At 69.2% G+C, this 25,521-nt stretch carries 27 protein-coding genes and 6 pseudogenes; 18 read left to right on the forward strand and 15 right to left on the reverse strand.

Annotated features, from left to right (window positions below):
- The 4 genes and pseudogenes from ACZ7LK_RS30950 to ACZ7LK_RS30965 form a co-directional block, all read right to left on the reverse strand.
- The coding region (locus ACZ7LK_RS30950; protein WP_471144531.1) for a transposase at nt 1-248 on the reverse strand (248 nt) is incomplete at its 3' end.
- Nucleotides 249-874: 626 nt separating this feature from the next.
- Nucleotides 875-1,021 (reverse strand): annotated as a pseudogene (locus tag ACZ7LK_RS30955) (IS630 family transposase); the annotation flags it as partial.
- Nucleotides 1,022-1,057: 36 nt separating this feature from the next.
- A pseudogene (locus tag ACZ7LK_RS30960) lies at nt 1,058-1,332 on the reverse strand (glyoxalase superfamily protein).
- Nucleotides 1,333-1,581: 249 nt separating this feature from the next.
- Nucleotides 1,582-2,301: a MerR family transcriptional regulator gene (locus ACZ7LK_RS30965; protein ID WP_469464563.1), complete on the reverse strand. Its 720-nt coding sequence runs from the start codon at nt 2,299-2,301 to the stop codon at nt 1,582-1,584.
- Between the two features lie 295 nt (nt 2,302-2,596).
- On the opposite strand from ACZ7LK_RS30965, the gene ACZ7LK_RS30970 reads away from it, so the two are divergent.
- A complete protein-coding gene (locus ACZ7LK_RS30970; RefSeq protein ID WP_471144532.1) occupies nt 2,597-3,823 on the forward strand; it encodes a serine hydrolase domain-containing protein in 1,227 nt (408 codons plus the stop codon).
- Nucleotides 3,824-4,090: 267 nt separating this feature from the next.
- On the opposite strand, the gene ACZ7LK_RS30975 is transcribed toward ACZ7LK_RS30970, so the two are convergent.
- On the reverse strand, nt 4,091-4,759 hold the full coding sequence (locus ACZ7LK_RS30975) for a TetR/AcrR family transcriptional regulator (protein ID WP_471144533.1): 669 nt from the start codon (nt 4,757-4,759) through the stop codon (nt 4,091-4,093).
- Between the two features lie 58 nt (nt 4,760-4,817).
- On the opposite strand from ACZ7LK_RS30975, the gene ACZ7LK_RS30980 reads away from it, so the two are divergent.
- From ACZ7LK_RS30980 to ACZ7LK_RS31010, 7 genes are all read left to right on the forward strand, one after another.
- Nucleotides 4,818-6,266, forward strand: a complete 1,449-nt coding sequence (locus tag ACZ7LK_RS30980) for an MFS transporter (protein WP_471144534.1) — start codon at nt 4,818-4,820, stop codon at nt 6,264-6,266.
- Complete coding sequence (locus ACZ7LK_RS30985) at nt 6,266-6,661, forward strand: cupin (RefSeq protein ID WP_471144577.1); 396 nt, start codon at nt 6,266-6,268, stop codon at nt 6,659-6,661. The genes ACZ7LK_RS30980 and ACZ7LK_RS30985 overlap by 1 nt, the downstream gene beginning before the upstream one ends.
- Nucleotides 6,662-6,805: 144 nt before the next feature.
- Entirely contained in the window at nt 6,806-6,955 is a 150-nt protein-coding gene (locus ACZ7LK_RS30990; RefSeq protein WP_471144535.1) for a DUF6191 domain-containing protein, read from the forward strand.
- Nucleotides 6,956-6,972: 17 nt separating this feature from the next.
- On the forward strand, nt 6,973-7,458 hold the full coding sequence (locus tag ACZ7LK_RS30995; protein ID WP_392277532.1) for a DUF3995 domain-containing protein: 486 nt from the start codon (nt 6,973-6,975) through the stop codon (nt 7,456-7,458).
- Nucleotides 7,459-8,031: 573 nt separating this feature from the next.
- The gene (locus ACZ7LK_RS31000; protein WP_471144536.1) at nt 8,032-9,048 is read left to right on the forward strand and encodes a Mu transposase domain-containing protein; all 1,017 of its coding nucleotides are present in this window, start codon (nt 8,032-8,034) and stop codon (nt 9,046-9,048) included.
- Complete coding sequence (gene istB, locus ACZ7LK_RS31005) at nt 9,041-9,847, forward strand: IS21-like element helper ATPase IstB (protein WP_471144537.1); 807 nt, start codon at nt 9,041-9,043, stop codon at nt 9,845-9,847. Before ACZ7LK_RS31000 ends, istB begins: the two co-directional genes overlap by 8 nt.
- The gene (locus ACZ7LK_RS31010) at nt 9,837-10,166 is read left to right on the forward strand and encodes a hypothetical protein (protein WP_471144538.1); all 330 of its coding nucleotides are present in this window, start codon (nt 9,837-9,839) and stop codon (nt 10,164-10,166) included. Before istB ends, ACZ7LK_RS31010 begins: the two co-directional genes overlap by 11 nt.
- 46 nt (nt 10,167-10,212) lie before the next feature.
- Here ACZ7LK_RS31010 and ACZ7LK_RS31015 read toward each other — a convergent pair whose 3' ends face one another.
- A complete protein-coding gene (locus ACZ7LK_RS31015) occupies nt 10,213-10,554 on the reverse strand; it encodes a hypothetical protein (protein ID WP_471144539.1) in 342 nt (113 codons plus the stop codon).
- A 194-nt stretch (nt 10,555-10,748) separates the two neighbouring features.
- Nucleotides 10,749-11,279 (reverse strand): ArsR/SmtB family transcription factor, encoded by a 531-nt coding sequence (locus tag ACZ7LK_RS31020; protein WP_471144540.1) that lies wholly within the window; start codon nt 11,277-11,279, stop codon nt 10,749-10,751.
- 741 nt (nt 11,280-12,020) lie between these two features.
- On the opposite strand from ACZ7LK_RS31020, the gene ACZ7LK_RS31025 reads away from it, so the two are divergent.
- Both ACZ7LK_RS31025 and ACZ7LK_RS31030 read left to right on the forward strand, forming a co-directional pair.
- Nucleotides 12,021-12,353 (forward strand): SH3 domain-containing protein, encoded by a 333-nt coding sequence (locus ACZ7LK_RS31025; protein ID WP_392277538.1) that lies wholly within the window; start codon nt 12,021-12,023, stop codon nt 12,351-12,353.
- 704 nt (nt 12,354-13,057) lie between these two features.
- Nucleotides 13,058-13,315, forward strand: a pseudogene (locus ACZ7LK_RS31030) (NF041680 family putative transposase); the annotation flags it as partial.
- Nucleotides 13,316-13,324: 9 nt separating this feature from the next.
- Here the strand turns inward: ACZ7LK_RS31030 and ACZ7LK_RS31035 are convergent.
- Complete coding sequence (locus ACZ7LK_RS31035) at nt 13,325-13,639, reverse strand: hypothetical protein (RefSeq protein ID WP_471144541.1); 315 nt, start codon at nt 13,637-13,639, stop codon at nt 13,325-13,327.
- Here ACZ7LK_RS31035 and ACZ7LK_RS31040 point away from each other — a divergent pair.
- Entirely contained in the window at nt 13,638-13,949 is a 312-nt protein-coding gene (locus ACZ7LK_RS31040) for a hypothetical protein (RefSeq protein WP_471144542.1), read from the forward strand. The two genes, ACZ7LK_RS31035 and ACZ7LK_RS31040, sit on opposite strands and share 2 nt — an antisense overlap.
- 636 nt (nt 13,950-14,585) lie before the next feature.
- Here ACZ7LK_RS31040 and ACZ7LK_RS31045 read toward each other — a convergent pair.
- A complete protein-coding gene (locus ACZ7LK_RS31045) occupies nt 14,586-14,933 on the reverse strand; it encodes a putative quinol monooxygenase (RefSeq protein ID WP_469464554.1) in 348 nt (115 codons plus the stop codon).
- A 98-nt stretch (nt 14,934-15,031) separates the two neighbouring features.
- On the opposite strand from ACZ7LK_RS31045, the gene ACZ7LK_RS31050 reads away from it, so the two are divergent.
- A complete protein-coding gene (locus tag ACZ7LK_RS31050; protein WP_392277541.1) occupies nt 15,032-15,349 on the forward strand; it encodes an ArsR/SmtB family transcription factor in 318 nt (105 codons plus the stop codon).
- Nucleotides 15,350-15,441: 92 nt separating this feature from the next.
- On the opposite strand, the pseudogene ACZ7LK_RS31055 reads toward ACZ7LK_RS31050, so the two are convergent.
- A pseudogene (locus tag ACZ7LK_RS31055) lies at nt 15,442-15,890 on the reverse strand (DEAD/DEAH box helicase); the annotation flags it as partial.
- Nucleotides 15,891-16,420: 530 nt separating this feature from the next.
- Here ACZ7LK_RS31055 and ACZ7LK_RS31060 point away from each other — a divergent pair.
- The 3 genes and pseudogenes from ACZ7LK_RS31060 (at nt 16,421) to ACZ7LK_RS31070 (ending at nt 18,493) form a co-directional block, all read left to right on the forward strand.
- The gene (locus ACZ7LK_RS31060; protein ID WP_469464553.1) at nt 16,421-16,840 is read left to right on the forward strand and encodes a DUF6841 family protein; all 420 of its coding nucleotides are present in this window, start codon (nt 16,421-16,423) and stop codon (nt 16,838-16,840) included.
- A 549-nt stretch (nt 16,841-17,389) separates the two neighbouring features.
- Nucleotides 17,390-17,962, forward strand: a pseudogene (locus ACZ7LK_RS31065) (response regulator transcription factor); the annotation flags it as partial.
- 141 nt (nt 17,963-18,103) lie between these two features.
- The gene (locus tag ACZ7LK_RS31070; RefSeq protein ID WP_361609665.1) at nt 18,104-18,493 is read left to right on the forward strand and encodes a hypothetical protein; all 390 of its coding nucleotides are present in this window, start codon (nt 18,104-18,106) and stop codon (nt 18,491-18,493) included.
- 150 nt (nt 18,494-18,643) lie between these two features.
- Here the strand turns inward: ACZ7LK_RS31070 and ACZ7LK_RS31075 are convergent, their stop codons facing one another.
- Nucleotides 18,644-19,162: a GNAT family N-acetyltransferase gene (locus tag ACZ7LK_RS31075; protein WP_471144543.1), complete on the reverse strand. Its 519-nt coding sequence runs from the start codon at nt 19,160-19,162 to the stop codon at nt 18,644-18,646.
- A gap of 88 nt (nt 19,163-19,250) precedes the next feature.
- Between ACZ7LK_RS31075 and ACZ7LK_RS31080 the strand changes: the two genes are divergently transcribed.
- Nucleotides 19,251-19,661, forward strand: a complete 411-nt coding sequence (locus ACZ7LK_RS31080) for a Tn3 family transposase (RefSeq protein ID WP_471144544.1) — start codon at nt 19,251-19,253, stop codon at nt 19,659-19,661.
- Here ACZ7LK_RS31080 and ACZ7LK_RS31085 read toward each other — a convergent pair.
- Complete coding sequence (locus ACZ7LK_RS31085; protein ID WP_471144545.1) at nt 19,640-20,968, reverse strand: MFS transporter; 1,329 nt, start codon at nt 20,966-20,968, stop codon at nt 19,640-19,642. The two genes, ACZ7LK_RS31080 and ACZ7LK_RS31085, sit on opposite strands and share 22 nt — an antisense overlap.
- Before the next feature lie 15 nt (nt 20,969-20,983).
- On the reverse strand, nt 20,984-21,751 hold the full coding sequence (locus ACZ7LK_RS31090) for an SDR family NAD(P)-dependent oxidoreductase (RefSeq protein ID WP_471144546.1): 768 nt from the start codon (nt 21,749-21,751) through the stop codon (nt 20,984-20,986).
- A 56-nt stretch (nt 21,752-21,807) separates the two neighbouring features.
- On the opposite strand from ACZ7LK_RS31090, the gene ACZ7LK_RS31095 reads away from it, so the two are divergent.
- Both ACZ7LK_RS31095 and ACZ7LK_RS31100 read left to right on the forward strand, forming a co-directional pair.
- Entirely contained in the window at nt 21,808-22,815 is a 1,008-nt protein-coding gene (locus ACZ7LK_RS31095; protein WP_392277547.1) for an ArsR/SmtB family transcription factor, read from the forward strand.
- A 766-nt stretch (nt 22,816-23,581) separates the two neighbouring features.
- On the forward strand, nt 23,582-24,379 hold the full coding sequence (locus tag ACZ7LK_RS31100; protein ID WP_471144547.1) for an N-6 DNA methylase: 798 nt from the start codon (nt 23,582-23,584) through the stop codon (nt 24,377-24,379).
- A 449-nt stretch (nt 24,380-24,828) separates the two neighbouring features.
- Here the strand turns inward: ACZ7LK_RS31100 and ACZ7LK_RS31105 are convergent, their stop codons facing one another.
- Nucleotides 24,829-24,957: a hypothetical protein gene (locus tag ACZ7LK_RS31105; RefSeq protein WP_471144548.1), complete on the reverse strand. Its 129-nt coding sequence runs from the start codon at nt 24,955-24,957 to the stop codon at nt 24,829-24,831.
- A gap of 250 nt (nt 24,958-25,207) precedes the next feature.
- Nucleotides 25,208-25,407 (reverse strand): annotated as a pseudogene (locus tag ACZ7LK_RS31110) (hypothetical protein); the annotation flags it as partial.
- Nucleotides 25,408-25,521: the final 114 nt, after the last annotated feature.

Raw genomic sequence — 25,521 nt, forward strand, 5'->3', positions numbered from 1 at the left:
CGCAGCATGCGCGAGAACGTGCCGTCCAGCGCCCACCTGCGGAAACGCGTGTACAAGGTCTGCCAGGAGCCATAGCGTTCCGGCACATCACGCCAGGCCGATCCGGTCCGCAGCTTCCACACGATCCCGTTCAGTACCACCCGATCGTCCAAACGGGGCCGCCCCGCAGTCCCCGAACTCGGCAGGAACTGCGACAACACCGCCCACTCGGCATCCGAAAGCTCATGACGACGCACCACGGCATGCATGATCCCTCATCACCTGGCCACCTTTGAAGACGATCTCTAGGGGATGGGGGTGGTGTCGTGAGCCATGCGGTGGATCCTCAGCGTCGTTGCGACGGACACACAAGCTGTCAGTATTCGGGCGGGAGAGCCCAGGGTTGTCGTGGGCGGGCAGGGATGTGCCGGGCGCAGGCCGGGTAGTCGAAGAGGCACCGCTGGAGATCCAGCGCTTGTTCCACCGGTCTGCAAAAGCCGTCTACCGGTGTCTTACGGTATGAAGACGTCGATCACGATGAGGATGGCAATCCCCTTACGGCTCGGGTGGCAGGGCGTGAGACAGCAACGACCGCAGCAGCACCTGCTTACGGCAGCAGCGTGGCTGCTGATCTGTGTCCTGGCCACCACGGCCGCAATCTTCAGCCAACCGGTGTGGGCTCGCGTCCTTTTGCCGGTCGTTTCTGCTGCTGCCCTGCTCGTAGCGTTGATGAGTGCCTGGCCGGCGGTGTACGCCGTCCTGCGTCGAGCCGGGCCGTGCGCAACAGCCGTCATGCGCCGGCCCGGGAGGAGCGGCGCGTCCCCTGCGGGCAGGGCCAGGCGCCGGCTGCCCGACGTACTCCCTGACCGTCCCTCGGCTATGGCACCAGGTGAGGGGTCACCTCGGCGATCTTCGCCACCGGCATGCCCTGCGCGGACAGCAGCACCATCTGCGCCCGCGAACCGCTGCCCCGGCGGATGATCCGCAGCAGGCGCTGCCCCTCGTCGTCATCGATCTCGCTGACGCGTACTCGCTCAGCCACCAGCACAGCTTCCCTGCTGCGCACTGCCGGCGAGTGTCATTCCGTCGGCGTGCCGATCCGCAGCCGGTTGCCGTCTCGGAGGCGATGGCCTCGACATCACCAACGCGGAGGTAGACCAACGTGTCGGGGCGGGCATCGCCCTTGTGCTCCGACAAGAACAACCGCACCCCGCCCCGGGCGACCTCGACGAACGCGGGAAATCGCGGTTCGGAGCGGTGTTCCCGCTGCTTGGCGAAGCCCAGCCGCTCGTACCAAGCGATCGCCGCAGCAGCGTTCTCGATGCGAAGAACGGGAATGGCTTCCTCGTCCATGGCGTCATCGTCGCAGACCGCCCAGGACGAACGTTGCCTGATGCGGCACTAGGCAGGACAGGCCGATCTCGTGGAACCGGTGGATCACGTCTCAGACGGTGTCCGCGGCCTGCACCAGCGTCCGCCGGGCACATCCTGGTTCGGACGCGGCGGGATGAGGGGGCGTCTCACCGCAGTGTCTGCCGGGCGGCCGTCACTGATGCGGAACGGCGATGCCGGCTGCGCGCAGCTTCGCCTCGATCAGCGTGTTCAACCGGGCGATGGACGGTGACCGGTCTTCCCGGTGGTGGTTGACCATTCCGTACCGGGAGGCGGCGTCGGGTTGGTCCTGAAACCCGGTCGGCATCGCCAGCAGCGCGCGGTTGGCCAGCAGCTTGTCGGCAAGCGTGGATGCCAGCCCTCGATCCGCGGGTCGTCCGGATCCCAGGACCTCGCATCCCAGCCGCGTTTGGTCAGCTCGACGGACTCGGGATCGTCAAGTGAATGTCCAAGCCGGGTCAGGAAGCTGTCGAAGATCTCCGGGACCAGTGCCCGGGCCAGGACCAGGGCCTCCCGTTGACCGGCCACGTAGTCGGGGCTGAAACCGAGTTCGGCGAGTCGGTCCAAGACCGCGCAGGCTCGGTCGGGCAGCAGGGCCCGGTCGCCATGGTCGAGACGGTGCAGCCTGTCGCGGCGCGCGATCAGGTCGTCGATTCGTTCGGTGAGTTGGTGATGGACGTCGTCCAGGGTGGCGGCGAACGTCTTGGGATCGGCGTCGAGCAGGTGACCGATCCCGGCCAGCGGCATGCCGGCTGCGGCCAGGGTCCGGACCTGGACCAGCCGGAACAGCTCGTCCGATCGGTATCGGCGATAGCCGGAACCGTCGCGTTCGGGCTCGGCAACCAGGCCGAGCCGGTGATAGTGCCGCACGGTCTTGATCGTGACACCGACGAACGCCGCCGCCTGACCGATCGTGAGCCCGTCTGCCATCGGCTCTACGCACCTCCAGGTCGTGGGCGGCTGCGGTCTCGCGAACCGCGTTGGCGGCGGCCGGGAAGTCCGGACGATCACAGGGGCGAGGATAGCGCGCACCAGGTCCAGCCCATCCCCCTGCCGCCGAGGAGGACCGGGACGCCCGGCGATCGGTGCCGGTCACCACTTGATCGCGATAGGGGGTTGACCTTGACCTTGGGTCAAGGCTCCAGGCTCTTCACATGGCCGCTCGAAGGGCCAGGCAGCCACCAGGGCCGCCGTGAGAACTCACACTGCAAACAGGGGATTCATCATGGGAACCAGCAACAACGGCTTCTCCGACGGAGGGCTGCGCCGACTGCGCGAGGTGCTGGCACGGCACGTAGAGTCCAAGAAGATTCCCGGCCTTGTCGCCCTGGTCAGCCGTGGCGGCCAGACGCACGTCGAAGCGATCGGGACGATGCGTCATGACGGTGGCTCGCCGATGCGCCGGGACACGATCTTCCGGATGGCGTCCACGTCCAAGCCGGTCACGATGGCGGCGGCGATGATCCTGCTCGACGAGTGTCGGCTGCGGCTGGACGACCCGGTGGATCAGTGGCTGCCCGAACTCGCCGACCGGCAGGTGCTGAGGCGGCCCGACGGACCGCTGGGCGACACCGTGCCGGCACAGCGGCCGATCACCGTACGGGACCTGCTCACCTCCACCTTCGGGCTCGGAGTGGACTTCGAGTCGATGTCTTCCCCGATCAGGGCCGCGACCTTCGAGCGTCTCGACTACAGCGTCGCGTCCGGGCCGGCGCCCGAGCCGGACGAGTGGATACGCCGCCTCGGCGAGCTGCCGCTGCAGTACCAGCCCGGAGTGCGGTGGCAGTACGACCTCAGCAACGAGGTGGTCGGCGTGCTTGTCTGCCGGGTCACGGGACAGTCGTTGGAGGCATTCCTGCGCGAACGTATCCTCGATCCGCTGGGGATGAAGGACACCGCCTTCCACGTGCCCGCCGACAAGATCGACCGACTGCCGCCTCTGTACGGGCCCGACCCGCAGACCGGCGAGTTCGTCGTGTGGGACGAGGCGGCAGGGGGAAGGTCCAGCGTGCCTCCCGCGTTCCAGGGCGCCGGCGGCGGGCTGGTCTCCACCGCCGACGACTACCACGCCTACTTCCAGATGCTGCTGAATCATGGGATGCACGGGAGTGACCGGATCTTGTCCCGGGCGGCCGTGGAGCTGATGACCACCAACCGTCTCTCGCCCGGACAGCTAGCTGCCCGGGAAGCCATGTTCAGCAACGTCGCCCACCTGTCGTCCGGCCAGGGGTCGAACGGCGGCTGGGGATTTGGGATGGCGGTGCGCACACATCGCGGCGACTACGCGCCCATCGGCCAGTTCGGCTGGTTCGGCGGCACCGGCACCACCGCCTACGCAGACAGGACCAACCAGCTCACCGGAGTCCTGCTCACCCAGGTCGGACTGTCCACCCCGGATTCGCCGCGTGCCATGAACGACTTCTGGACCACGCTCTATCAGGCCATCGACTGACAACGAGCTCGACCGCTACTCGCGGCCGGGGTCAGAGACAGAAGCCCGGGGCCAGCGCCGGGCGTCATTCCTCGTCGGTGGTGTCCGATTCACGCAGCGGACGCAGGCTCCCGGGCAGGTCGGGGAGCTGGTAGGAGTACCGGCCGAACTTGTTGACGTGGCGGCGGAGGAACGGGGAGAGGCGGGCCAGGTCCTCGGCGGACGAATCGTCTGCCGACTCTTGAGGCCGTGGTGTCAGCGGCCCGGCACGTCGTCGGCGGCGAGTCGTCAGCGGCTGACGAGAAGGCCCTCCACCAGGGCCCGGAGCCCGTCCTGGTAGGTGTCCTCGGCGGTCAGTGGCGTCCAGCGGCCCGCGGCCTGAGCCAAGCGGGGTAGCTCGCTGGGGTCGAGATCGGCGAAGACTTGCTCCCGGTAGGTCGCACGGTCATCGTCTGCGCGCCGTCGGGCCGCTGTTGTCCTGACCACGATCTCTCCAGCTGTGTAGTACCAGATCGAACGGTAGCCGTGCACAGCCTGGTCGAGGGAGAGGCCGCATTCAACCAGTCCGTCAACGATCTGCTCGACAAACCACAGCGCGCTCGTGGACAGCAAATCGTCGGCAGTCAGCACCTCCACGATCCACGGGCAGGCGGCGAGCGCCTCGTGGATCGCCGTGGCGGCGACGATGACCCGCTCGCCAGGATGGGCCGGCAAATCGGGTCGGTGCAGCGTCCGCGCGGCGTAGTCGTCCAGCAGGAGGAGGAGCAGCTCTTCCTTGTCGCGGACGTGGTGGTAGAGCGCCATCGGCGTACTGCCGACCTCCGTGGCCAGCCGCCGCATCGTCAGCCGTTCCACGCCTGACTCGGTCACAATCCGGCGTGCTGTCTCGATGATCTCCTCTCGAGAGATACGGGGAGGTCGGCCCGGGGTCTTGCGCGGTGAGGACGGTTGCGGCATGCCCCCATCATCCCGCAGGTGTCGACAGCGGCCATCATCCGGCGCTAAGTTTTCTTACATGTATAAAAATTCGCGGGCGAGGCAAGGCGTGGTGCTGGCGGCAGCCGCCGTCGCCCAGTTCGTCATCGCCCTGGACATGTCCGTGGTCAACGTCGCATTGCCTGCGATCCGCACCCACCTGGGATTCGCGCCGCTCGACCTGTCGTGGGTCGTGCACGTGTACGCGCTCACGTTCGGCGGGTTCCTGCTGCTGGGCGGCCGCGCCTGCGACCTGTACGGCCGGCGCCGGATGTTCGTGCTGGGGCTGACCGTCTTCGGACTGTGCTCCCTGGCGGGCGGGCTGGCTGAAGATCCCTGGCAACTGATCGCCGCACGCGCCGGTCAGGGCCTGGGCGCCGCCGCAGTCGCACCGGCCGCGCTGGCGATGCTCACCACCACCTTCGCCGAAGGCCCCCAGCGCGTCCGCGCGCTCGGGGTGTGGAGCGCGGTGAACGCCGCAGGCGGGGCGCTGGGCGTGCTGGCAGGAGGGCTCCTGACCGAATACGCGGGCTGGCGCTGGGTCATGCTGATCAACCTGCCCATCGTGGTGGCGGCTCTCGCGCTCATCCCTGCAGGGGTGCCCGCCGGAACGGCACCTGCCCAGCGCGAAAGGCTGGACGCGCTGGGCGCCGTCCTGGCGACCGGTGGAGTCGGGCTGCTGGTGCTCGGTGTCGTCCGCACCGACACCCTTGGCTGGGGTTCCCCGCTCACGTGGGCGACCGTCGCTGCCGCGGCCGTACTGCTGGCCGCCTTCGTCTTCGCCGAGTCAAGGGTCGCCGCACCGCTGCTGCGCCTCGGCCTGCTGCGCAGCCGCTGGGTCGCCGGCGCGAACGTGCTGGTGTTCCTGGCCGCAGCCGGGCAGTTCGCAGCGTTCTACTTCGTGTCCTTGTACATGCAGCAGGTCCTGGGCATGGGTGCCGCAGCGACCGGTACAGCATTCCTGCCCTTCTCCCTGGGCTTGGTCGCGGGAACCATCGTCGCGACCCGCATCACCACGTCACGCACCCCTCGTGTGTCCCTGGTACCGGGCGCTCTGCTGGCCGCCGCGGGCTTGGCCTGGTTCGCCCTCATCAGCCCCGACGGCAGCTTTCTCACCGATGTGCTCGGCCCGTCCCTCGTCACCAGTGTCGGCGCCGGACTGGTCCTGGCTCCGGTCGCCGCCGCCGCTACCACCGGCGTCGCCCCACGCGAGGCCGGCATGGCCTCCGGCCTCATGAACAGCTCCCGCCAACTCGGCGGTTCCATTGGCCTGGCGGCCCTGGCCACGATCGCCGCGCACCACACCGGCACGACCAACGACCCCGCCGTGCTCAACGACGGCTACGCCCTAGGCCTGGCCGTTGCAGCCGCCGTTTTCGTGCTCGCGGCGGTCGTGGCGATCGGTGTGCTGCCGCGCCGCCGGGCCGTCACACCTCTCCCACAATCCACCGCTCCCGCAGCCAACCAGCTGGAAGGAACACCATCATGATGACGACTTCCACCGTCGACCTGTTCGCCTCGGCGCTGCATTTGGAGCCCGACGGCGACGTCCGAGCCGTCGAACGGCAGATGACAAGCAGTGGTTCCGCTGCCTGGCAGATCGCCATGTTCCACGTCGAGACCGACGCCGACGTGCACGCCGACCACTGGGAGATGCACCCCGAAGCCGAGGAAGCGGTGTGCTGCCTGACCGGCGGTGTCCGTCTCTACTTCCGTCCCGACAGGCCGGGCGGCGGCGAGGAAGTGGTGCAGTTGCAGGCAGGCGTCGCCGTGATCGTTCCCCGCGGGCGCTGGCACCGTCTGGAGCTGGAGGCCCCCAGCGACCTGATGTCGATCACCCGTCGCAACGGCACCCGCCTCGAAAGGCGCACCGATACCCACTGAGGGGAAGGTGGCCCGGCAAAGCAGTTGTCGGGCCACACGAACCTCGCCCGAAGACTTGGCGGCGCATGGCCCGCCAGCACAAGGTGTTCATCGTGCTTGCCGGGGACATCGCGCACCCGGCCGGACCCCACAACGTCTGGACGGGTGGAGCTGTTGCGGCGGGACGACGACAGCGACGGTGCGCCGCCCCGCTCCAGTATCGACCTGACCAAGGGCACCGCGTTCACCGTGTTGCCACAGGAAGCGGATGGCCCGTGCGCCGGCAGGCGCGATGCCCGTGAGGTCCGGCGATGAGATGCCAACCGGAGGGAATGGGCGCGGAACCGTCCACACTGTGGGGGCGTGTCGCGTGCTTGTGGGCGGCCGCGTTTGCCGGATTGCACTTCCACTGGGCCGTCGGCAGTGACGTGGGGCTGAGCACTTCCGCCGGTCCGCTGGCCACCGAGCGCCCGCTGTGGTTCGTCGACGCAGGCTCGTGGGGCGTGGGGGCGCTCTGCCTCCTCGGCGCCTTGCTCGACTGTCTGCTTGCCCGGTCCAGGCTTCGGGGCGTTCCCGCTCTCCTGGCAAGGTGGCTGGGATGGGGCGTCAGCGCCCTCCTACTGGTCCGGGGCATCGGTGTCGAGGTGCTGCTGCTGACCGACACAACGCACCTGGACACCTCCGTGAGCGCGGGGCAGCGGGCCTGGACGCTCGCCCTCTCCGGAGGACTGGCCTTCGGCCTCGCCACCCGGTGGTCCCGGAAGGATACCGACGCGGAACCGAGGCCCTCGTCCAAACCTGGCATGTATCAGCAGTAGCGAGGACGGCAGAGCCGCAGGGCTCCATCAGCACGCCACGCTCGATGACCCATCGCACACGCCCTGGGCCTGATGGCGCTCTTTGAATTTCCCCAGGTGTCGCTCTTCAGGTGGCCAAACCTGTGATCTCCCCACCCATTGCGTGATCTTCCCGGCGTGTCGAACTGGTCTCGGCGTGTTCTGGAGAGCCTGCGTGAGCACGGAGTTCGGGCTGTTGAAGGGCCCTGGATGCTCACCTGGGAGGGAGACGTGGATGCTCATGCACTGCGTCGCCAGGGCTGGTCGATCTCGGCGATAGCCCGGTACGTGGGGCACGACCGCAAGACGATCCGCGCGTATCTGAATGGCGAGCGGGTCTCCGGATATCGACGTCAGTCGCCGGACGCGTTCATGCCCTTCTTGGAGTACTGCCGGCAACGACTCAGCGAGGACCCCCACTTGTGGTCCTCGACGCTATTCGACGAAGTGGTGGAACTCGGCTATTCGGGCGGCTACTCCACCTTCACCCGGGCCCTTCGTCGATACAAAGCACGTCCGCACTGCGAACCCTGTCGGGCTTCGAGCGGCCGCGACGTGGCGATCATCGCGCATCCTTCAGGTGAGGAGATCCAGTTCGACTGGGTCGAGCTCCCGGATCCGCCCGCGGAGTGGGGCGTCGGCACCAACGCGCATCTCCTCGTCGGCGCCCTGGCCCACTCGGGACGATGGCGGGCCGTGCTCGCGGAGGCAGAGACCTTCCCACACCTGGTCCAGTCCATCGACGCCGTACTGCGGCGCCTGGGCGGAACCGCCCGCAGGTGGCGGTTCGACCGGATGGCCACCGTCTGCCACCCGCCGACCGGACGGATCCTGCCGACCTTCGCCGCCGTCGCAAAGTACTACGGAGCCGGCATCGACATCTGCCCGCCCCGGCGGGGCAACCGCAAGGGTGTCGTCGAGAAGGCCAACCACTCAGCGGCTCAGCGCTGGTGGCGAGCCGTCCCGGACGGCATCAGTATCGAGGCAGCCCAGAACGGCGTGGACAAGCCGGCCATCCAGATGGATCTCCGCAAGCGCAACCTCGACGGAGCCTCGACCACGGTCGCCGCGCTCGCCGAAGCCGAGCCGCTGCTGGACCTGCCGACCCGCCCCTTCCCCGCCGAGCTGGAGCAGACCCGAGTCGTCAGCCCGCAAGGACTCGTTGCCTTCGCCGGCAACCACTACTCCGTCCCGCCCGGGCTGACCGGCGCCCACGTCACGGTCCGGATCCGCCTCGGCGAGGACGACCTGCACGTGGTCACCGCCAGCCGCGCAGTCATCGCCCACCACCGCCGGGCACCGGACGGAGCCGGCCAGACCGTCCGGGACGCCGGGCACGTCATCGCCCTCGAACGAGCCGTTCTCGCCTCGTTCTCCGACAAGGCTCCCTGCCGCACCAAGGTCCGCCGGCCCCCGTCGGCCGCGGCCCAGGCGGAAGCCGAGAAGCTTCGCGGCCGACCTGAATCGGACGTCGCGAACCGGGTCGTCATCGACCTGTCTCACTACGCCGCCGTCGCCGACCGGCTGCGGCAGGCCCCCACCCACGAAGACCAGGAGCGTGAGAGTGAGTGACACCATGCCGATGAGCGAGGCCCGCCGCTACCAGCAGCTGCGAGGCCACCTGTCCTATCTGAAACTCAACGACGCCGCCGAAGCCCTTCCCCGCGTCCTGGACCAGGCCCGAGCCGAGCGGATGACCCTCACCACCGCCCTGGAGAAACTCCTCGAGATCGAAGTGGAGGCGACCGAAGCCCGCAAACTCTCCTCCCGGCTGAGGTTCGCCTGCCTGCCAGAGCCATGGACCTTGAACGACTTCGATTTCGCCGCCCAGCCCGGCGTCGACGAGAAGCTCATCCGCGACCTGGCCACCCTGCGGTTCCTCGACAACGCCTCCACCGTCCTGCTGGTCGGCCCGCCCGGCGTCGGCAAGACGATGCTGGCCGTCGCACTCGCCCGCTCCGCGGTCGATGCCGGCCACCGCGTCTACTTCACCACCGCCGCCGAACTCGCCGCGAAGTGCCACAAGGCCGCACTCGAAGGCCGCTGGTCAAGCATCATGCGGTTCTTCGCCGGACCCCGCCTGCTCGTGATCGATGAACTGGGCTATCTCCCGCTGCCGGGCGACGGCGCTTCGGCCCTCTTCCAGGTGATCAACCAGCGGCATCTGAAGTCGAGCACGATCCTCACGACCACTGTCGGTATTGCAGATTGGGCGGGCGCCTTCGGCGACGCGACCGTCGCCGCCGCGATGCTCGACCGGCTCCTTCACCGAGCCGCCGTAGTCGGCATCGACGGACCGTCCTACCGCCTCCGCTCGCACCAGTCCCACTCCGACAACCTCCGCAAAGGGGTGACCGGACGTGCTGGTTGAACTCCGGGCCTGCCCCATCTGCTGGACCCAGTTCCAGGCCAACCCCCAGGCAACCCGCCACACCTACTGCACCCCCCGCTGCAAAGCCGAAGCAGCCAGGCGACGACGCCGTGAACGCGACGAAGCCATCAACACAGCGGAAACCGACGTGGTCACGCGGCAGTCACCGGCACCCACACCCCTGACGCCCACAGCTATCCGCAACTGCCCGCACTGCGACAAACCCGTCACCATCGTCGCGCTTCTCGCCACCCCCGAGGCCGCGCGGCCCACCATCCCCGCAGCAAGTCCCGACGTCATCCCCATGCGCCGCAGCTGAGCGAACGCACGTCACTGACCTTGTCAGCCCCAAGGCGGCGGCAGGGTCAGCCGGCGTTTCCCAACGAGGCACCGATGTTGTTCCACATGAAGGCGTCCTTCCAATCCGGGCGCCCCTTGGCCCAGCCGCCCAATGCGGTGATCACCTTTTCCTGGGAGATCGTCCGGGTCTGGTAGTGCTCTGCCGGCGTCCCGTCACGGAACTCCAGCTGATAGGTGTTGTCGTCCCTCAGCCACACCTGCACATACCAATCACCGGCCGCCTCATCGTCGACTCGCTCGACGATCACGAAGGCGTTGCCCCGGCCGAGGTTCGCCACCATCCGACTCAAGGCCGTGGGCCCCGGATTCCTCACCTGACGACCGTGCTCGTCTCTCGCTTGCAGCATGGCCCGATCATGCCCCACAGCTCTGACACCCGTCGAAGAGCAACCACGTCAAGCCCGCGCTCGCTCCCCACGTTCCCCAGTTGATTCACTGCGTGAACCAACTGGGGCGAAGAGCGGCTCTGAGGAAAATTCGGGATCGGCATCAGGCCGGTACACCGCCGGCGGCAGCGGTCGGTAACCGGCCGGCTGGAGGTTCAGTCCGACGCGGAAGTCGTTCCTTTGAGCAGGGCACGGCCTTGTACTGTCAGGGAGTGGTGGACCGTGTTGCGAAAGCGGACGCTGGTGGCGAGGCCTGCCTTGCGTAAGACACTGGTGTGCTGGCTGGCGCTGGCGGGTGAGATGGACAGCCGCCGCGCCAGCTCGCTGGTGGTGCCCCCCTGCACAAGCTCGGCGAGCAGTGCTGCCCGGGTCGACCCGAGCAGCGCGGCCAGCGCCTTGTCCGTCTCCGCGGACTGCGCAGGCGACCAGATGCCGCGGAGGGAGGCCGCGTCCCGCGGGATGGGATAGATGAGCAGAGCCGCGTCGTCACCCTCCGGCACGAACAGTGCCGGTTCCCGACCGCAGAACAACGAGGGCGCCAGCACAAGACCGCGACCCGCGAGATCGAACTCCTGCTGCTCAAGGCGCCGGAAGGCCGAGTACGACGGTACCTCCAGCATCGGCGGCCGCCAGCGCAGCGCCGGAGCCAGGCTGTCCAAGGCCGCCTGCACGCCGGCGGAGGCCATCAGTCTCCCCCACAGATGCGCGTGGGAGTGCAGTGCCCCCGAAGCCTGTGGCCAGTACGGGGCGACCGCCACGTCATGGAGGTCGGTGAGTGCTCGGGCCAAGCGCCCGAGGGACCCGTCACGCGGCTGCCCCGTGAGCCAGGCTGGGCGCGGTGGCTGTCCGCGAGGGACGGGGTCCAGCTCCCGACGCACCAGCGTGGGCGGCGCGCCCAGCAGCCGATCCGTCGCCTCGGCCATTGAGGCTGCCGGTCCCACCACAGTGAAGAGGTCGATCATCCATTTGCTGGGACTGGCAACGAAACGAGCCAACTGCCGCACATCCGGCGGAATACGAGGCCGAGTCCTTCTGCGCCAAGCGTCGAACAGCGCCCCTTCATCAGTCCGCTGCAGCATTCGTAAGGAGAACTGCGTCTCGGCCAGCGGTCCCAGCAAAGCCATCCTCGTCCGCGCCAAGTCATCCACCGTGAAGCGCAAGCGCAGCACCCGGTTCCCCCCAAGCCCGAGAGTCGTACCCCTGTGACCAGGAACATTCAGCTACGACCGACGGTCATTGTCGAGCCGCTTCCCGGCCAGAGATGCTGGCTTCGCACGCAGCCAGGCCCAGGGCAGGAGCCTTCGGTAAGCCCGGGCCGGAAACGGTCGCGTGAACAGCTGTCAGGGTGCCGTCGCAAACCCTGCGTCGGCGTGCAACGGAATCACCATCGGCATTCCGCCTACCGGTCATTGACGAAGGAGTTTCTCGTGAGCGCAAAGATCAAGGCTGCTGTCCTTCTCGGCAGTATCGCTCTCACCGGTGCCGCGATGGCACCTGCCCACGCGGTAGGTACCACGCCGTCCGTCTCGGTGGCGTCGTTCGACGGGAAGACGGCAGCGGCCACCACGACGTCCAAGGGCGGCCACATCAGGACGAGCCCGTACGGGACGTCGTCCTCTGTCTCCTGGGCGTACGCAGGCGAGGTTCTCACCGTGTACGGGTACGACTACAACTCCTACGGGAACAAGTGGTACGACGTCGTCGACAGCGCGGGCTACTCCGGGTGGATCTACTGCGGGAACGTAACCGCTGGCTGCTGATCCCGCAGCCCGTGCGTGCACGCGGTTCGGCGGGTGATCCGCGGCCAGGCCATCGGCCCCGGATCACCCGATCGGTTGTCAGTCGTGCCGATGCTGAACGACGCCTGGGACCACCTCGCCCAGGGCTAGGAACGGGCGCCTTCGGACCGGGCCATCAGTGGAGCCCGCCCCGCCTGTACGCCGGCTGACGCACGCTGAGCCCACGAGGCTCGCAGGCCGCGGAGGCATCGGAGTGTCCTCGGCTTGTTCCTCAAGGCCGGGAGTGACAACCCATGCCACAGCCTCTGGCAGACGGGGCCGGCGCCGGGGCCACCCGTACTGGAGTACGGCACCTCCGTGGTCCACGCGGGGACGGTCACCGCGGTGTTCCGGCTAGGGAGTGTCCGGAACGTATCGGCGTCCGCCCGGAGGGCGGGGGCCGCGGTTGTCCGGTGCGTGCGATCGCAAGGCGGAGGAGGGAGCCATGGCGACCGACGACAACGCGGCTAGCGTGCGCGCGGGGCGTCGCGGGCCAGGCGAGACTTTGCGGACACGCCCTAGCAGGCGGTACTGGTTGCGATATCTGACAGGCGGATAGCGGACGCAGGGCGCAGGCGGCCGAGGCAGAGGGGGGTGGACGCCCTTGCCAGGTGGTATACCGAGGCTGAGCGCACCGCCCTGAACACTCGAATCCTTCCTGGATAGGGCCCGGGTGGGCAGGGGTGCGGCTCGTGGCCCCCGTCCTTCGTCGCCCCTGGGAACGGCCGGCCGAGCCCCGTCGGCTGACCCCCGCCCGGGTGCGGCGGGGGTTTCGCAATGTCCGCGCGACCACGGCCCGCCCGGCGGCCGCACCGAAGCCGTCCCGGCCAGGGCCGGGACGGCCCGCGGGCTCGAAGGACAAACACCGGGCCAGGCACCACGGAGTCGGCAAGACGGTCAAACGCGCCGAGTCGATCAAGGAACGCCAAGCCCGCCCACGTTAAGCGCCCGGCTCAGAGGGTGCCGGTGATGGCGGTGGTGCCGAGGGTTCCGGTCACGCCCTGGAGGGTGACCGTGGTGGTCGGAGTCCAGGTGCGGTCGGCGTGGCGGATGATGTGGAGGAGCTTGTTGTCCTTGGTCGTGGCCGTCAGCCGCAGCTCACCGTCAACGTGCGCGGCGCCGAGCGACTTCACGGTGGCGGCGCCCAGGTAGTCCTTCAGGTCACCGAAGGTGGTCCAGGTGCGGTCCGCCTTGCGGATGGCGTGGTGCTGGCGGGTGCCGTTGTCAGTGGCGATGACGATCTGCGCGTTGCCGCCGGTGCCGGCCATGCCCACCGAAGTGATGGGGCCCGTCGTGCCAGCCGCGCCGGCGACGCTGCCCCAGCTGCTCCACTGCCCCACGGTGTTGCGGATGGTGTGGTCGGCCCTTGCCGCCGCTGACGGCGATGAGCTCGAGCTCGCCGCCCACGCTGCCGATGGCGGCGGTGGTCACGGTGCCGATCGGGCCGACAGCGCCGGCGATGTCACCGAAGGAGGGCCAGTGGCCGGTGGCATTGTGAAGGGTAGCTGGGGCCGGGTGGCCTCGCCGCTCGACCATCGGCGCCCTGTGATCCAGCTACGGGCCGGGTGGTCCTGCTGAGCGAAGCGCTGGGTGTGGCCGTCGTGAACGAGGTTGGGTTCATGGGCGGGAGAGTGCATACACCGGCGGCTTACCGTCTTGGGCTGATTGGACGGCCCGCCCGACGGCTCTCCCGTAAGATCTGGTGATGCCCTCCCGCCCGGCGGGTAGCGCCATGGATCACGCTTTTGTGCAGGTCAGCGCCGGGGTTCCATGACCGATAATCAGCAAAGCGGAGGTCCGCCCGGGGAACGGGTGGCGCTACCTCTTCCGCGGCGTGATGGTCGGCGACGGCCACAACCCTGCGGGCAGGCCGCTGCGCGCCGCCCATGACGAAGCCGGTGTCCCGCCCGGAGTGTGGAAGGGCCGGGGCCTGGCCGCGGCCGGCCTCAGGGCCCGGGGACGTGGTGACCGAGCGGCAGGCCGAGCTGCTCCTGGGGGAGCCCGCTCTGGATCAGTTGACCGCAGCACAGTTGGCGAATCAGCAAGCTGGTCGGCAAACGCCCCGGACCGTGCGCACGGGGCGGCCCTGACCTGCTTGTCCGGTCGCATCCCAGTTGGCGGATGCTCGCGGGGTCTCAGCCATGCTGGCGGATTCTCACGTCATCGCGCTCAGAGCGGCGCCGCACCGGTTGGACGTTCAGGATCGGCGCGGCGTCACTGGGGCGGTGCCAGAGGCCGCGCTCCAGTCCGGCCGGCCGGCTGGTAGGGGCTGTGCATGGTGAGAAAGCGGACGTCGAGGTCGGTCTGCAGGTAGTCCATGCGCCGTTCCCAGAAGGCTTGCATGTGGGGGAGGGCAAGGTGGGCGTCGAGATCGGCCTGGGAGCGCCAGGCCTCGTAGAAGACGAAGACGCCGGGGTCATTGCGATCTTCGTGGAAGTGGTACTCCAGGCAGCCGGACTCCTGCCGGGTCGGCTCGACGAACGAGAGCAGAAGGTGCTTCAACTCCTCGGCGTGTTCGGGTTTGGGGCGAGCGGTGCCGACGAGTGCGAATGGCTGAGACATGCAGGGTTCTCCCCGATAGGTACAATCAATCTCGTACCTGTCGGACGCTACCGAACTTCTAGGTACGATGCAATCCGTACCTAAAGGAGGTGTCCCGAATGCCCGATGGTGAAGGCCACCCGAGCGTCGAGGAGATCGAGCTCGGCCCGGTACTCTCCGCGCTGGCAGATCCGCTGCGCCGCCGAGTGGTGCGTGAGCTGGCAGCGGAACCCGACGGCGCGGCGCGGACCTGCAGCTCCTTCGGGCTGCCGGTCTCCAAGGCGACCGTCACGCACCACTTCCGTGCACTGCGCCAGGCCGGGTTGATCCGGCAGGTCGACCGGGGCAACAGCCGGATGGCCAGCCTGCGCCGGGCCGACATCGAGCAGCGGTTTCCTGGACTGCTGGGCATCGTGGCAGCCGAGCCGGAGGAGTGAGCTCAGGAGCGGGACAGTCCCAAAGGACAGTTCGATTGCGAACGTCCAATGTGTCACATGCGTGGCGACAGGACACTGCCGCTTCGTAGTGACTCCTCGCCGGGCTCCAGGAAGAGCGGCACGATGATCCGGGCGACCTTGGTGGAGCCGTCGCGGTCGAGCCGGAGCGCCCGCCCGATGTTAGATCTCGACCTGGGAGCCGCGGGTGTCGGCGAAGCAGATCGAGTCGATTCCCCGTTCGCCGGTGATGTCCACGCCTTCCCCGAGTACGCGGACGCTGGCGAGGAAGGCGCGGTGCACCCGGCGCCCGGCCTCTAGTTCGTACCAGGCCGCGTCGATCGACGACTCCGGCAGCTCCTCCGCAGCCGCCAGGTCGTCGCCTGTGGCGTCGTTCATGTACAGCTCGGCCGCGGGCTGGGGCAGGTTCTCCGCGAACGCGGCGGCTTCCTCGGCTTTCTGGTGGAACGTCATGACGGTGCGGGTTGTACGCGGCGGCGTGCTCCAGGAGCGCGGTCTGCAGGAGCGCCAGGCGCTGGCCCCGCACTCCACCTTTGAGCGCGCGTCCGGGTGCCCCCGTCGGCCGGACGTCCGTCACTGCAGGCGCTATCCGACCGCCTCCGCCGACAGCTCCGCCGTATCCTTGACCAGGGCGTTCACCCGCGTGGCGGCCGGGCCCGGCTGGTGGAGTCGCAGCAGAAGCCGGCCCACCCCGGAGCCTGACTCGGCAGGGCCCTCTGGCCGTATCCACGCGCCGTGCATGCCTGGCTGGGGAAGGCTGTCGGGTGCCAGACCCGGAGCGCGGTGAAGGAGGCCGTTCCCGAGTGGTTCTCACCCCGCCCCTGAGTCGATGCTCGCTCAGGCCGCCGAGTACGTCCCCGGCTCCGGCGTCCTGGCGAGCGGCTTCGCGGCGGAGCGGAAGTTCGGCGGCCACCGGGCGATCCTCTTCACCCCCAACGGCCCCGGGCGGCCGCCTGCTCCTGCAGACCCGGCCCGGCTCCCTGGTCCAGGACCGATGCCCCGACTTGGTGGAAAACCCACACCTGAAATCTCTGCAAGAGAGGTCACGAAATCATGACGCACATCGATCTGGCCGCCGTCGCGAACGAAGCGCAGGCATGGTTCGACGGATACGTTGAGACGTTCATCGGACTGGCGGCGAAGGGGAGCACCGACCCCGCGCCGCTCCTCGACTACTTCTCCGTGCCGATCAGCATGACCACCGGGACGGCCCACACCGTGCTCACCTCCGCCGAGGCGCTCTCCCAAGGACTCGCACACGAACTGCGCGGACTGCGCGACGCCGACTACGGGGGAAGCAAGGCCCTCGACCCGGTGGTGCGCGCCCTCAACGAGCGGGCCGCAGAGATCGAAGTCACCTGGGCACGCCAGGACAGCCAGGGGCGGGAGTTCCAGCGCGTCCGCGTGCTCTACCTCGCCGCCCGGACGGACGCGGGCTGGCGGACAGTCGCCTCCGTGATCCTGGCCAGCTGAAGAAGCTGATGTCCGCCCGGGCGAAGTACTGGGCTGCGGCGGTGTAGTGCATGGCCCACTTGTCGGCCTGGCTGGTGCGCGCCTTCGGCTTCTCGTCCTCGCTGGCGGGATCGATCCCGAGGACCTTCCCGAGGACCTGCTCGCACATCCGCTGCTGCACGGTGGTGAGCTGGTCCCACCCATGCCGGGCGGAGGTGACCCACCGGCCGAGGTCTACGCCTCGGCGCACGACCTCGCCCGCCGTGGTGGGCAGTGCCTGGCCAGCCGGTGACCAGGTGTCCAGCAGTCAACGTCAAGCCGCCCAGTCGAGGCGAGAGCGGCCAGAGCAGCTGTCCAGGGGCGTTCTTTGTGATCAGTGCTGGGCGTGATGGCCTAGTTTGTCTGCTGGGGGCCTGGCGGCGGAGCAGGTCGGTTCCCGGCACGCTGTAGTCCACTGCCTTCCAGCCGGCCTCGTGGGCTTGGTGCTGGACGAAGGGCTCCCCGAAGACCTTCGCTAACGGGCTCTGCCAGGGTGGAGGCACGACACGCCCCCGTCCGAAAGGCCCGCCGATGCCACGACCCGCCTCCTCCACCGCCGCCCGGCCCACCGCAGTGCTCGTCGTGGAGGACAACCCCGAGGTCCGGGCCGCCGTCGTGGACGCGCTGGCCATCGAGGGGTACGGGGTGCGGGAGGCGGCGGACGGGCTGGCCGGTCTCAGCGCGGTGGCTGCCGAGCCACCCGACGCCATCGTGCTGGACCTGGCCATGCCGGTGCTGGACGGGCTCGCCTTCTGCCGCGAGCTGCGCGGGCTCGGGGACCGTACCCCCGTCCTCGTCCTCACCGCCCGCGACGCCGTCAGCGACCGGGTGGCCGGGCTGGACGCGGGCGCCGACGACTACCTGGTCAAGCCCTTCGCCCTGGACGAGCTGCTGGCCCGGCTGCGGGCGCTGCTGCGCCGGGCCACGCCCGCCCTCGGCGCGGGCGAGCCCGCCGTAGGCGCGCTGTCCTTCGCCGACCTGACCGTCGATCCGGCGACCCGCACCGGTGTCCGCGGCGACCGGCGGCTGGAGTTCACCCGCACCGAGTTCGCGCTCCTGGAGCTGTTCCTGGGCCATGCGGCAGGGGCAGCGAGCCCTCGCAAACCTGATCCTCGGCGGTGAAGCGGGTTACGTTCCCCGTCTTTGCCACCGCGATCGGACACCGCGTTTGCGGGACCGGTCCGGGTGGGGCGACCGGCCTCGGGCCAGGGTGATGTGTGCAGGTGCTACGAGTACGGTGATCCTGTGGATCAGAAGATCAGCTTTCCGCCCCGCCCGCTCCGAGGGGTGCGCGCCGTGTACGCCCGGCAGGCCGGGTGCCCGTCGGACTTCGCGGACGTCACCGTGGATTTCGAGCCGTGGGAGGAAGGCGTCGCCTTCGAATCGTCTGCCGACCTGGCCATACGGGGTCACGCTCCCCCGCAGGACGTGGCCGCGTTCCAGGCCGCGGCCGCCGACGGCATACGCGAGGAGCTGGCCGCGCTGGAGCCCGGGACCACGGTGGCGGTGGCCGTCGTTCTTCGCGCCATGGGAATCCACGCAGCGGACTCCCACCCGAGGGCATTCCACCACGCAGGGCGGCTCGCCGTCCGCAACGCCCTCGGCCTCACCCGCCCCTCAGCCAGGCCCGAATGATTCCGGTCGTCGCCGCAGAGCAGAGCGAAGGGGCACCGTGAGCGGTGCACGGCCGATCGCGGCATCCTTCGGCTCAAGCGCCACAGACGTCGATCCCGGTGGCCGTCGGTCGAGTCCGCACGTGGCCGAAAGCCCGGCTCGGGCCGACGGCTACCGCGAGGGATCGACCCGGTAGGGGCGCATGCCGCGTTTCAGGTAGTTGCCCAGGGCGTGAGGGTGGTCCTCGGTGCAGGTGTGCAGCCAGACCCGGCGCGCCGTGGGTGCGTCGAGGGGCTCGGTGGCCCATGCCTGGCGCAGGGCGAGGGTCAGGGCGTAGCCGCCGAGTCCTTTGCCCAGGTATGCGGGGAGCAGGCCGAAGGCGCTGATCTCGACGTTGCCGCCGGTCCCGGGCTGGAGGTAGGCGACGCCGGCGGGTGCGTCCGCGAACGTGATCAGCCAGTACTGGCGCTGTGGCCGGGCCGCGAGGTGCTCCTCCCACTCTTCCTCGGTGCGGGCTGCCGCGCGCCAGCCGTAGTTCTCGCCGACGCGTGCCTGGACGCTGCGGACCAGGGGTGAGTCGGTGTCCAGACGGCACAGGGCTAAGCCGGGGACGGCCGGGGCCGGGTTCAGGTCTGCGGGGTCGGTCATCTCCAGGTAAGTGATGATCTTCTGCGGGATGCTGTCGTTCATCGCGCTTCCAAGTCGGGCCGGTCGTCGGTGGTGGTGGTGGTTTCGGTCGGGCCGGCCAGGGTGGTTTGCAGGGTGTGGCCTTCGCCCGATGCTGCAGCGGCGCGGTGAGGAGCCCCGGCACGCCCTCGAACGGTCCCTCGAACTCAGGCGGCTAGGCTCGGCCGAGGCGGACGGAGAACCCGGCGCGCTGCGTGGTCTTCATGGCGAAAACGGTAGCCGGACCGAAGCCCGCCACTGCCTCGCTCGGAAAATCTTCTTCGGCCAGCGCGGCGAACTGCGCCAGCACGATCGCAAGGGCATGGCGGGCCAGTTCGGCACCCTCGGCCTGGCACTCAACGCTGTCATGCTGTTCGACAGCCTCTACATCGACGCCGCCGTCAAGCAGCTCGCCGCTGACGGCTTCCCTGTCACCGACGAGCTGCTAGCCCGGTTCTCCCCGCTTCAGTACGACCACATAACCCCTCGGCAGCTTTGCCTTCACCGGGCTCGCGGCACCTGACCTGCGCCCGTTGCGTGACCCCCACGCCTACGACGAGTCAGACGACGGCGAGGCCGAGTATCGGAGGCGCCGCACGATGCCTGATCACTTCCACCAGCATCAGGCTGGTGGCCGAGGCCGTCCGCATTCGCCGCACGGTTCATGGCCGGGCTTTCCTCGAACGTGTACAGCGCCAGTAGGTGGCGGGCCAGGGCGAGTGCGGCAAGCACCGCGACGAGCACGCACACTCCCCACCAGCCAGCCTGGCTCCAGACGCGTATCCCGAGCCAGGAACCTGCGGTGCCGCCCAGGTAGGCACAGGTCATGTAGGCGGTGTTGAGCCTGCTGCGGGCATCGACGCGCAGGGCGTAGACGCGGACTTTATTGGCGACCATGCCGGACTGCATCGAGGTGTCGAGGAGCAGCGTGCCGAGTGTCAAGGAGGTCAGACCCACCGTGCCGCCCCGGGTACCAATGGTGAGGATCGCGGCCGAGACGAGGACGCCAAGCATGCAGACCAGGTTCACTGGATCGGGGCCGTAGCGGTCCACCAGACGGCCGGCGAGCGGGGTGCAGACCATGGTCGCCACGCCGACCAAGGCGACCACGCCTACCGCGTGGGCACCCAGCCCGTAGGCAGGTCCGGCGAGCAGGAGCGCCAGGCAGGTCCAGACCGCGGAGAACCCGGCGAAGACGGTTGCCTGGTAGAAGCACGAGCGGCGTAGGTCTGGCTCGGTGCGCAGCAGGCGCAGCGGCTCGGCCAGGAGCGCTGCGTACGGCTGGCGAGAGGACGGGGTGGTGGTCGGCACCGCGAACGCCAAGACGGTGGCGAGGATCAGGGCCAGGCCCGCGGCGACCAGGTAGGGGGCCCGCCACCCCAGCCACTCACCGAGGGTGCCGCCGAAGGTTCGGGCCAGCAGCATGCCGCCGGTCGATCCGCTCAGCAGAGCGCCGATCACCCCTCCTTGACGGTCGGCGGCCACGAGACCAGCCGCCAGGGGGCCGACGATCTGCGCGCCCACGGTGGTCAGGCCGACAAGGGTGCTGGCGGCAACGAGGGCCGGCAGGGCCGGTGCGCAACCCGCTGCGAGCAGTGCCAGGCCGGTCAGGGCCAGGAGGACGACGAGGAACGAGCGGTGCGGGAGCCGGTCGCCGAGCGGCACCAACAAGACCATCCCGGCTGTGTAGCCGGTCTGTGTGGCGGTCACCACCGCAGCGGCCGAATCGGGCGACACGTGCAGCCCGGCGGCGATCAGGGGACCGATGGCCTGCGGAAAGTAGATGTTGCCCACTGCTACGGCGCATGTGACAGCCAGGATCAGGACCATCCGACGGCTCATCCTTCAGTCCACCGGCCCGCCAGCGACGTAAATGACCTGGCCGGAGACGAACCCTCCCCCGGGACTTACGAGGAAGGAGGCGGTATGGGCGATGTCGTCAGGCAGGCCCACTCGACCGACCGGGATGGACTGCTCCGCCCTGCGCTGGAACTCCTTGAAGCTCAGGCCGAGCCGCCGGGCCCAGGCCCTGGTCATGTCGCTCACGACGAATCCCGGCGCAATGGTGTTCGCGGTCACGCCATGCGGGCCGAGCTGGAGAGCGAGGGATTTGGTGAATCCGATCAAGCCCGCCCTCGCGCTGGCGTAGTCGACGCGGCCGGCATCACCGACAGCGGAGATGCTCGACACGTTGACGATGCGTCCCCATCCGGCCGTCACCATGTGCGGGCAGACGGCCCGGGCGGCGAAGAAAGGGCCGCTGAGGTTGATCCCCAAGACCGTGTCCCACTGCTGCGTGGTCATGTCCACAAGGTCAGCACGAGGTCCGATGCCGGCGTTGTTGACCAGTACCGCCGGCGGTCCGAACGCGGCGGCGATCCGGGTGACGGCCGCAGTGACCGCGGCCTCGTCGGCCACATCAGCGGCGACGGCCGGCGCTGCGCCGCCGACACTTGTGATGGCCTCCACGGTGTCGGCACAGTCCGCCTCGTCCAGATCGATCACGCCGACCGCCAAGCCGTCGCCCGCCAGGCGCCTGGCCACAGCGGCGCCGATACCGCGGGCAGCGCCGGTGACAACCGCCGTGCGCTGCACATGAATCGTGTGTGTCATGGGAGGAAGTCCACGCCATCGACGTCGCGTCGCCAATCGATGTAGCGTATGGCTTAATGATCAGTTTCGTGCTCGGCGTCGAGGATCTCGCGGACACCCGCTTCGCCCTCTCGCCCCTGCACGAAACCCTGTTCAGCCTGCGGGTGCTGCAGGATCCTGGCCTGTCCGCGCTGCACCTGCCGTGGCGCAGGTCCGTACTCGGCAGACTCGGCACGCTCGACACCGGTCTACTGATGTCCTTGGTCGCCCAGCGGCGTACCCTCCCTGACTTCCTGACCCCGAATCCCGCGAGCTTCGCGCCGGCCTTCGAAGAAGAACTCTTCGTCGTCCGTCAGGCGTCCTGCGCTCGGGTCCGTCACGACCTGCTGCTCGCGCACGCGCCCGACCCTGTTCCCGAAGCGCTCCGCGACGCCACCGCCGCCGAAGACGCGCCTGTCGCCAGACTCCGCGACGCCATCTGCGATCTCCTGCGACAGTACTGGGAGGTGGCCATCGAGCCGATGTGGCCGCAGATGCGGCTGGTGCTGGAAGCCGACATGACCTACCGCGCCCGCCAGCTTGCCCTGGGGGGCGCCCGTCTGCTGTTCGCCGACATGCACCCGAACCTGCGCTGGCGAGGCGGAGAACTGTACATCGACAAGATGATCAGCAGGCACCGGGTTGCGGCATCTGGCCGGGGGCTGTTGCTGTTGCCGTCCGTGTTCGCACACAAGCCCGCGCCCCCCGTGAGCCCGGAAGAGCCGCCGAGCCTCGTCTATCCCAGTCGGGGAGTAGCCACGTTGTGGGGCTCGGAGATGCCGACCGTGGACACAACCGCCCTGGTGTCTCTGCTCGGTTCGTCCCGAGCGAGACTGCTCAGCATCCTGGAAGAGCCGCTGCCCACCGTAGAGCTCGCCCGCCGTCTCAGGGTCACCCCAAGCGCTGTCTCCCAACACCTGCGTGTCCTGCACTCCACGGGACTGGTCACCCGGACACGTGATGGACGACATGTGCTGTACCGGAGAAGCGCACTCGGCGACCGACTCACGACCACCGCAACCAGACCGCGAACTCACGAGAGCTGAGGTTCAGCAGTCCGCCTCCGCCCAACCCCGCCCGGCCGGGCGACTCGCGCCGCCGTTCGACGGTGCGACCCCGAGCCGGCCCTGGGGCGTCATTGCCAAGGCGGCGGTGTACCGGTGCGCACCCCGGCGCGGTCCGACTGCCCCGCCGGACCGGCGGGGTCCGGGTCCCGGGCGGAGGGGTAGGCAGCGCGGAGTGCGCGCCGCCCACCGTCGGCCCGGCTGCTCCGGTGCCGAGCCCCGTCAGTGCGCGGAGCTCGGCGGCGAGACGCTGCCAGAGGACCATGGAGACACCGTCGTCGACGACGAGAGCTAGGGAGAGCCATCGGCTCCTGACCGGGCGGGTGACGGTCTCGGGCATGCCGGTGTCGGCCAGGATCGTCACCGTGCGCGCGATGTCGAGTTCGTGGTGCCGATGGTCGGGGAACCGCTGCCGCAGCGGGCGGAGGGACTTCCCGAGCCGGAGTTCGCTGGCGCCGGAGACGCGGCCGTCGGGGGGCGCGGACGGGGAGCGCCGGAACCTGTGGTGTGTCGGTTTTCTCCTCCGGCTCGGCCGTAGACAGGACCGGGCGCGCGGGACCCGGGTCGGGCTGCCCGGCCGTCGCTGGCTCGTGGGCTCCTCGGCGCCTTCGGGGCCGGGCTCGGCTGGCGACGGGGCGGTGTCCGGCGGGGCTTCGGCCGGCCCGTACGGGGCCTCCGGTGCGGCGAGCCGGACCAGCGGACCGGAGCCCCGGGGCAGTCTCCCGGCCAGCCAGAGGGCGTCGAGGAGTTGCTCCTGGGAGAGCTCGACGCCGCTCTCGGCGAGGACCTCGCCGTGCGTGGCGTCGAGGGAGACCTGGGCGCCCGCTGGGGCGACACCCTCGCCGAAGACCGGCCCCCCGGCCTGGAAGCCGACTTCGTGATGAGCGTCCCGCCCTTCGGCATCTCGGACTGGGCATGGAACAAGACCGACCCGAGATGGCGGTACGGCGTCCCGCCGCGTGGCGACGCCAACTACGCCTGGTTGCAGCACGCTCTGGCCAAACTGAGACCGAAAGGGACTGCGGGCGTCGTCCTGGCCAACGGCTCCCTGCACGCGAAGAGCGGGGGCAGGATTCGCCGGGCGATGCTGGAGGACGATGCCGTGGCCTGTGTGGTCGCGCTTCCACCCCAACTCTTCCGTACGACCCGGATCGCGGCGTGCCTCTGGATCCTGGCCAATGACAAGGGCCGGCAGGGCGCGGCGGGGCTGGCGGACCGGCGGGGCGAGATCCTGTTCGTCGACGCCCGCGAGGCGGGCACGCTCGTCGGCCGGACGGAACGCGTCCTCACGGAGGCCGATCTTGCGAGGCTCGCCGGGACCTACCACGCCTGGCGCGGCACACTGTCGGCCCGGGTGGAGCGGGCGGCGTACCGCGACGAGCCCGGCTTCTGCGTCTCCGTGGGCCTGGAGGCCGTACGGCACCACGGGTACGAGCTGACGCCGTCGCGGTACGTGCTCCTCCCTCTTGCCGGCTCCGCGACTCAGGACGACCGGCGCGGCGAGCTCCAGGCGTTGACGAGGAACCTGGACGCGCTGTTCGACTGACTACGCCCGACACTCGACCTCACCGCCACGATCCCGACCGCGACGCGTTTGTCTCCGGCTTAATCGGTGCGTGTCCGGGGTGCGGCGTTGCCGAAGCGCCGCTGTGCGGCCGCGCTGGCCACCGCGCAGTACGGACGGGGAGAGCCCCTCCAGCCGGAATGGCGTCCCCTCGACGACGACGCACTATCGACCCACGAGTCAGCCGTCACTCGGCGTCCGCACTTCAGGGAAGGCAAGCCAGAACCGCTCGCGGTTGACAGCCCAGGCGGCTGGGGGAACGGATCAGCAAGGCATCGCGTGGTCCCAGACGATCAGGCCGAGGTCGGAGACCCGGATATGTGGCTAAGCCATTCACCCGTCGGATGCCCGCTGTGCGAGGAGGTTGAGGGTCGAGTCGGCGTCGAGGCGCATGAAAGCGGCGAGGTCACCGATCGACTCCACGATCACGCTCAACTGCTCCTTGAGCTGTCGTCGGCGGCTGCTGACGCCTCGGCTTCCTCGCGCCGGTGAAGCGCCAGCGCCTGCTCGTAGGCGGCGCGGGTCTGCGGATCCTGCAGCATCGTCTTGAGGCGGTCCATCAGGATGGCGTAGCGGCCCTCAGGACTCATCCCGCTACCGGCCATACCGGCTATGCCCGGCTGCTGGTTCCACAACTCCTTCGTCTCCCCGTAGGCGAGATCCCAGAGGGCAACCTCCGTGGGGAAGGTCTCCAGGAGGGCCCGGGCCTCCAGTTCGTAGTGGTCTCCGATCTGATCCGCGAAGACATTGCCCAGACGCCTCGAAGAGGAGCTCGACCGCTCCCAGCGCTACCCCCACGCACGTGAAAGGCGCCTTCGTGACCCCGACCTCCGTCTCGACGTCGTAGGGAACGGCATACAGGCCGGGGATCTCGTTCTCTGCCCGCCACCGGATCAGGGCTGGTAGCCCTCCAGCCAGACCAGGGACCCGGGCCGATAGACCCGGGTGCGCAGGGACGCCGCGACGGTCGCCGCGTCGCGCGGGCTGGAGATGTGGAGCAGCTGGGAGGACGAGCTGGCCGCGGTCGAAGCATAGTTTTGGAACGCTCGTCGGCGAGTCCCCCGAGGTGGCGCTGAATCATACGCCGGTCCTCAGGCGGTCAAAGCCCACGGCGGTGAGGTGGT

It is taken from the genome of Streptomyces sp. NPDC039423 (assembly GCF_055598725.1).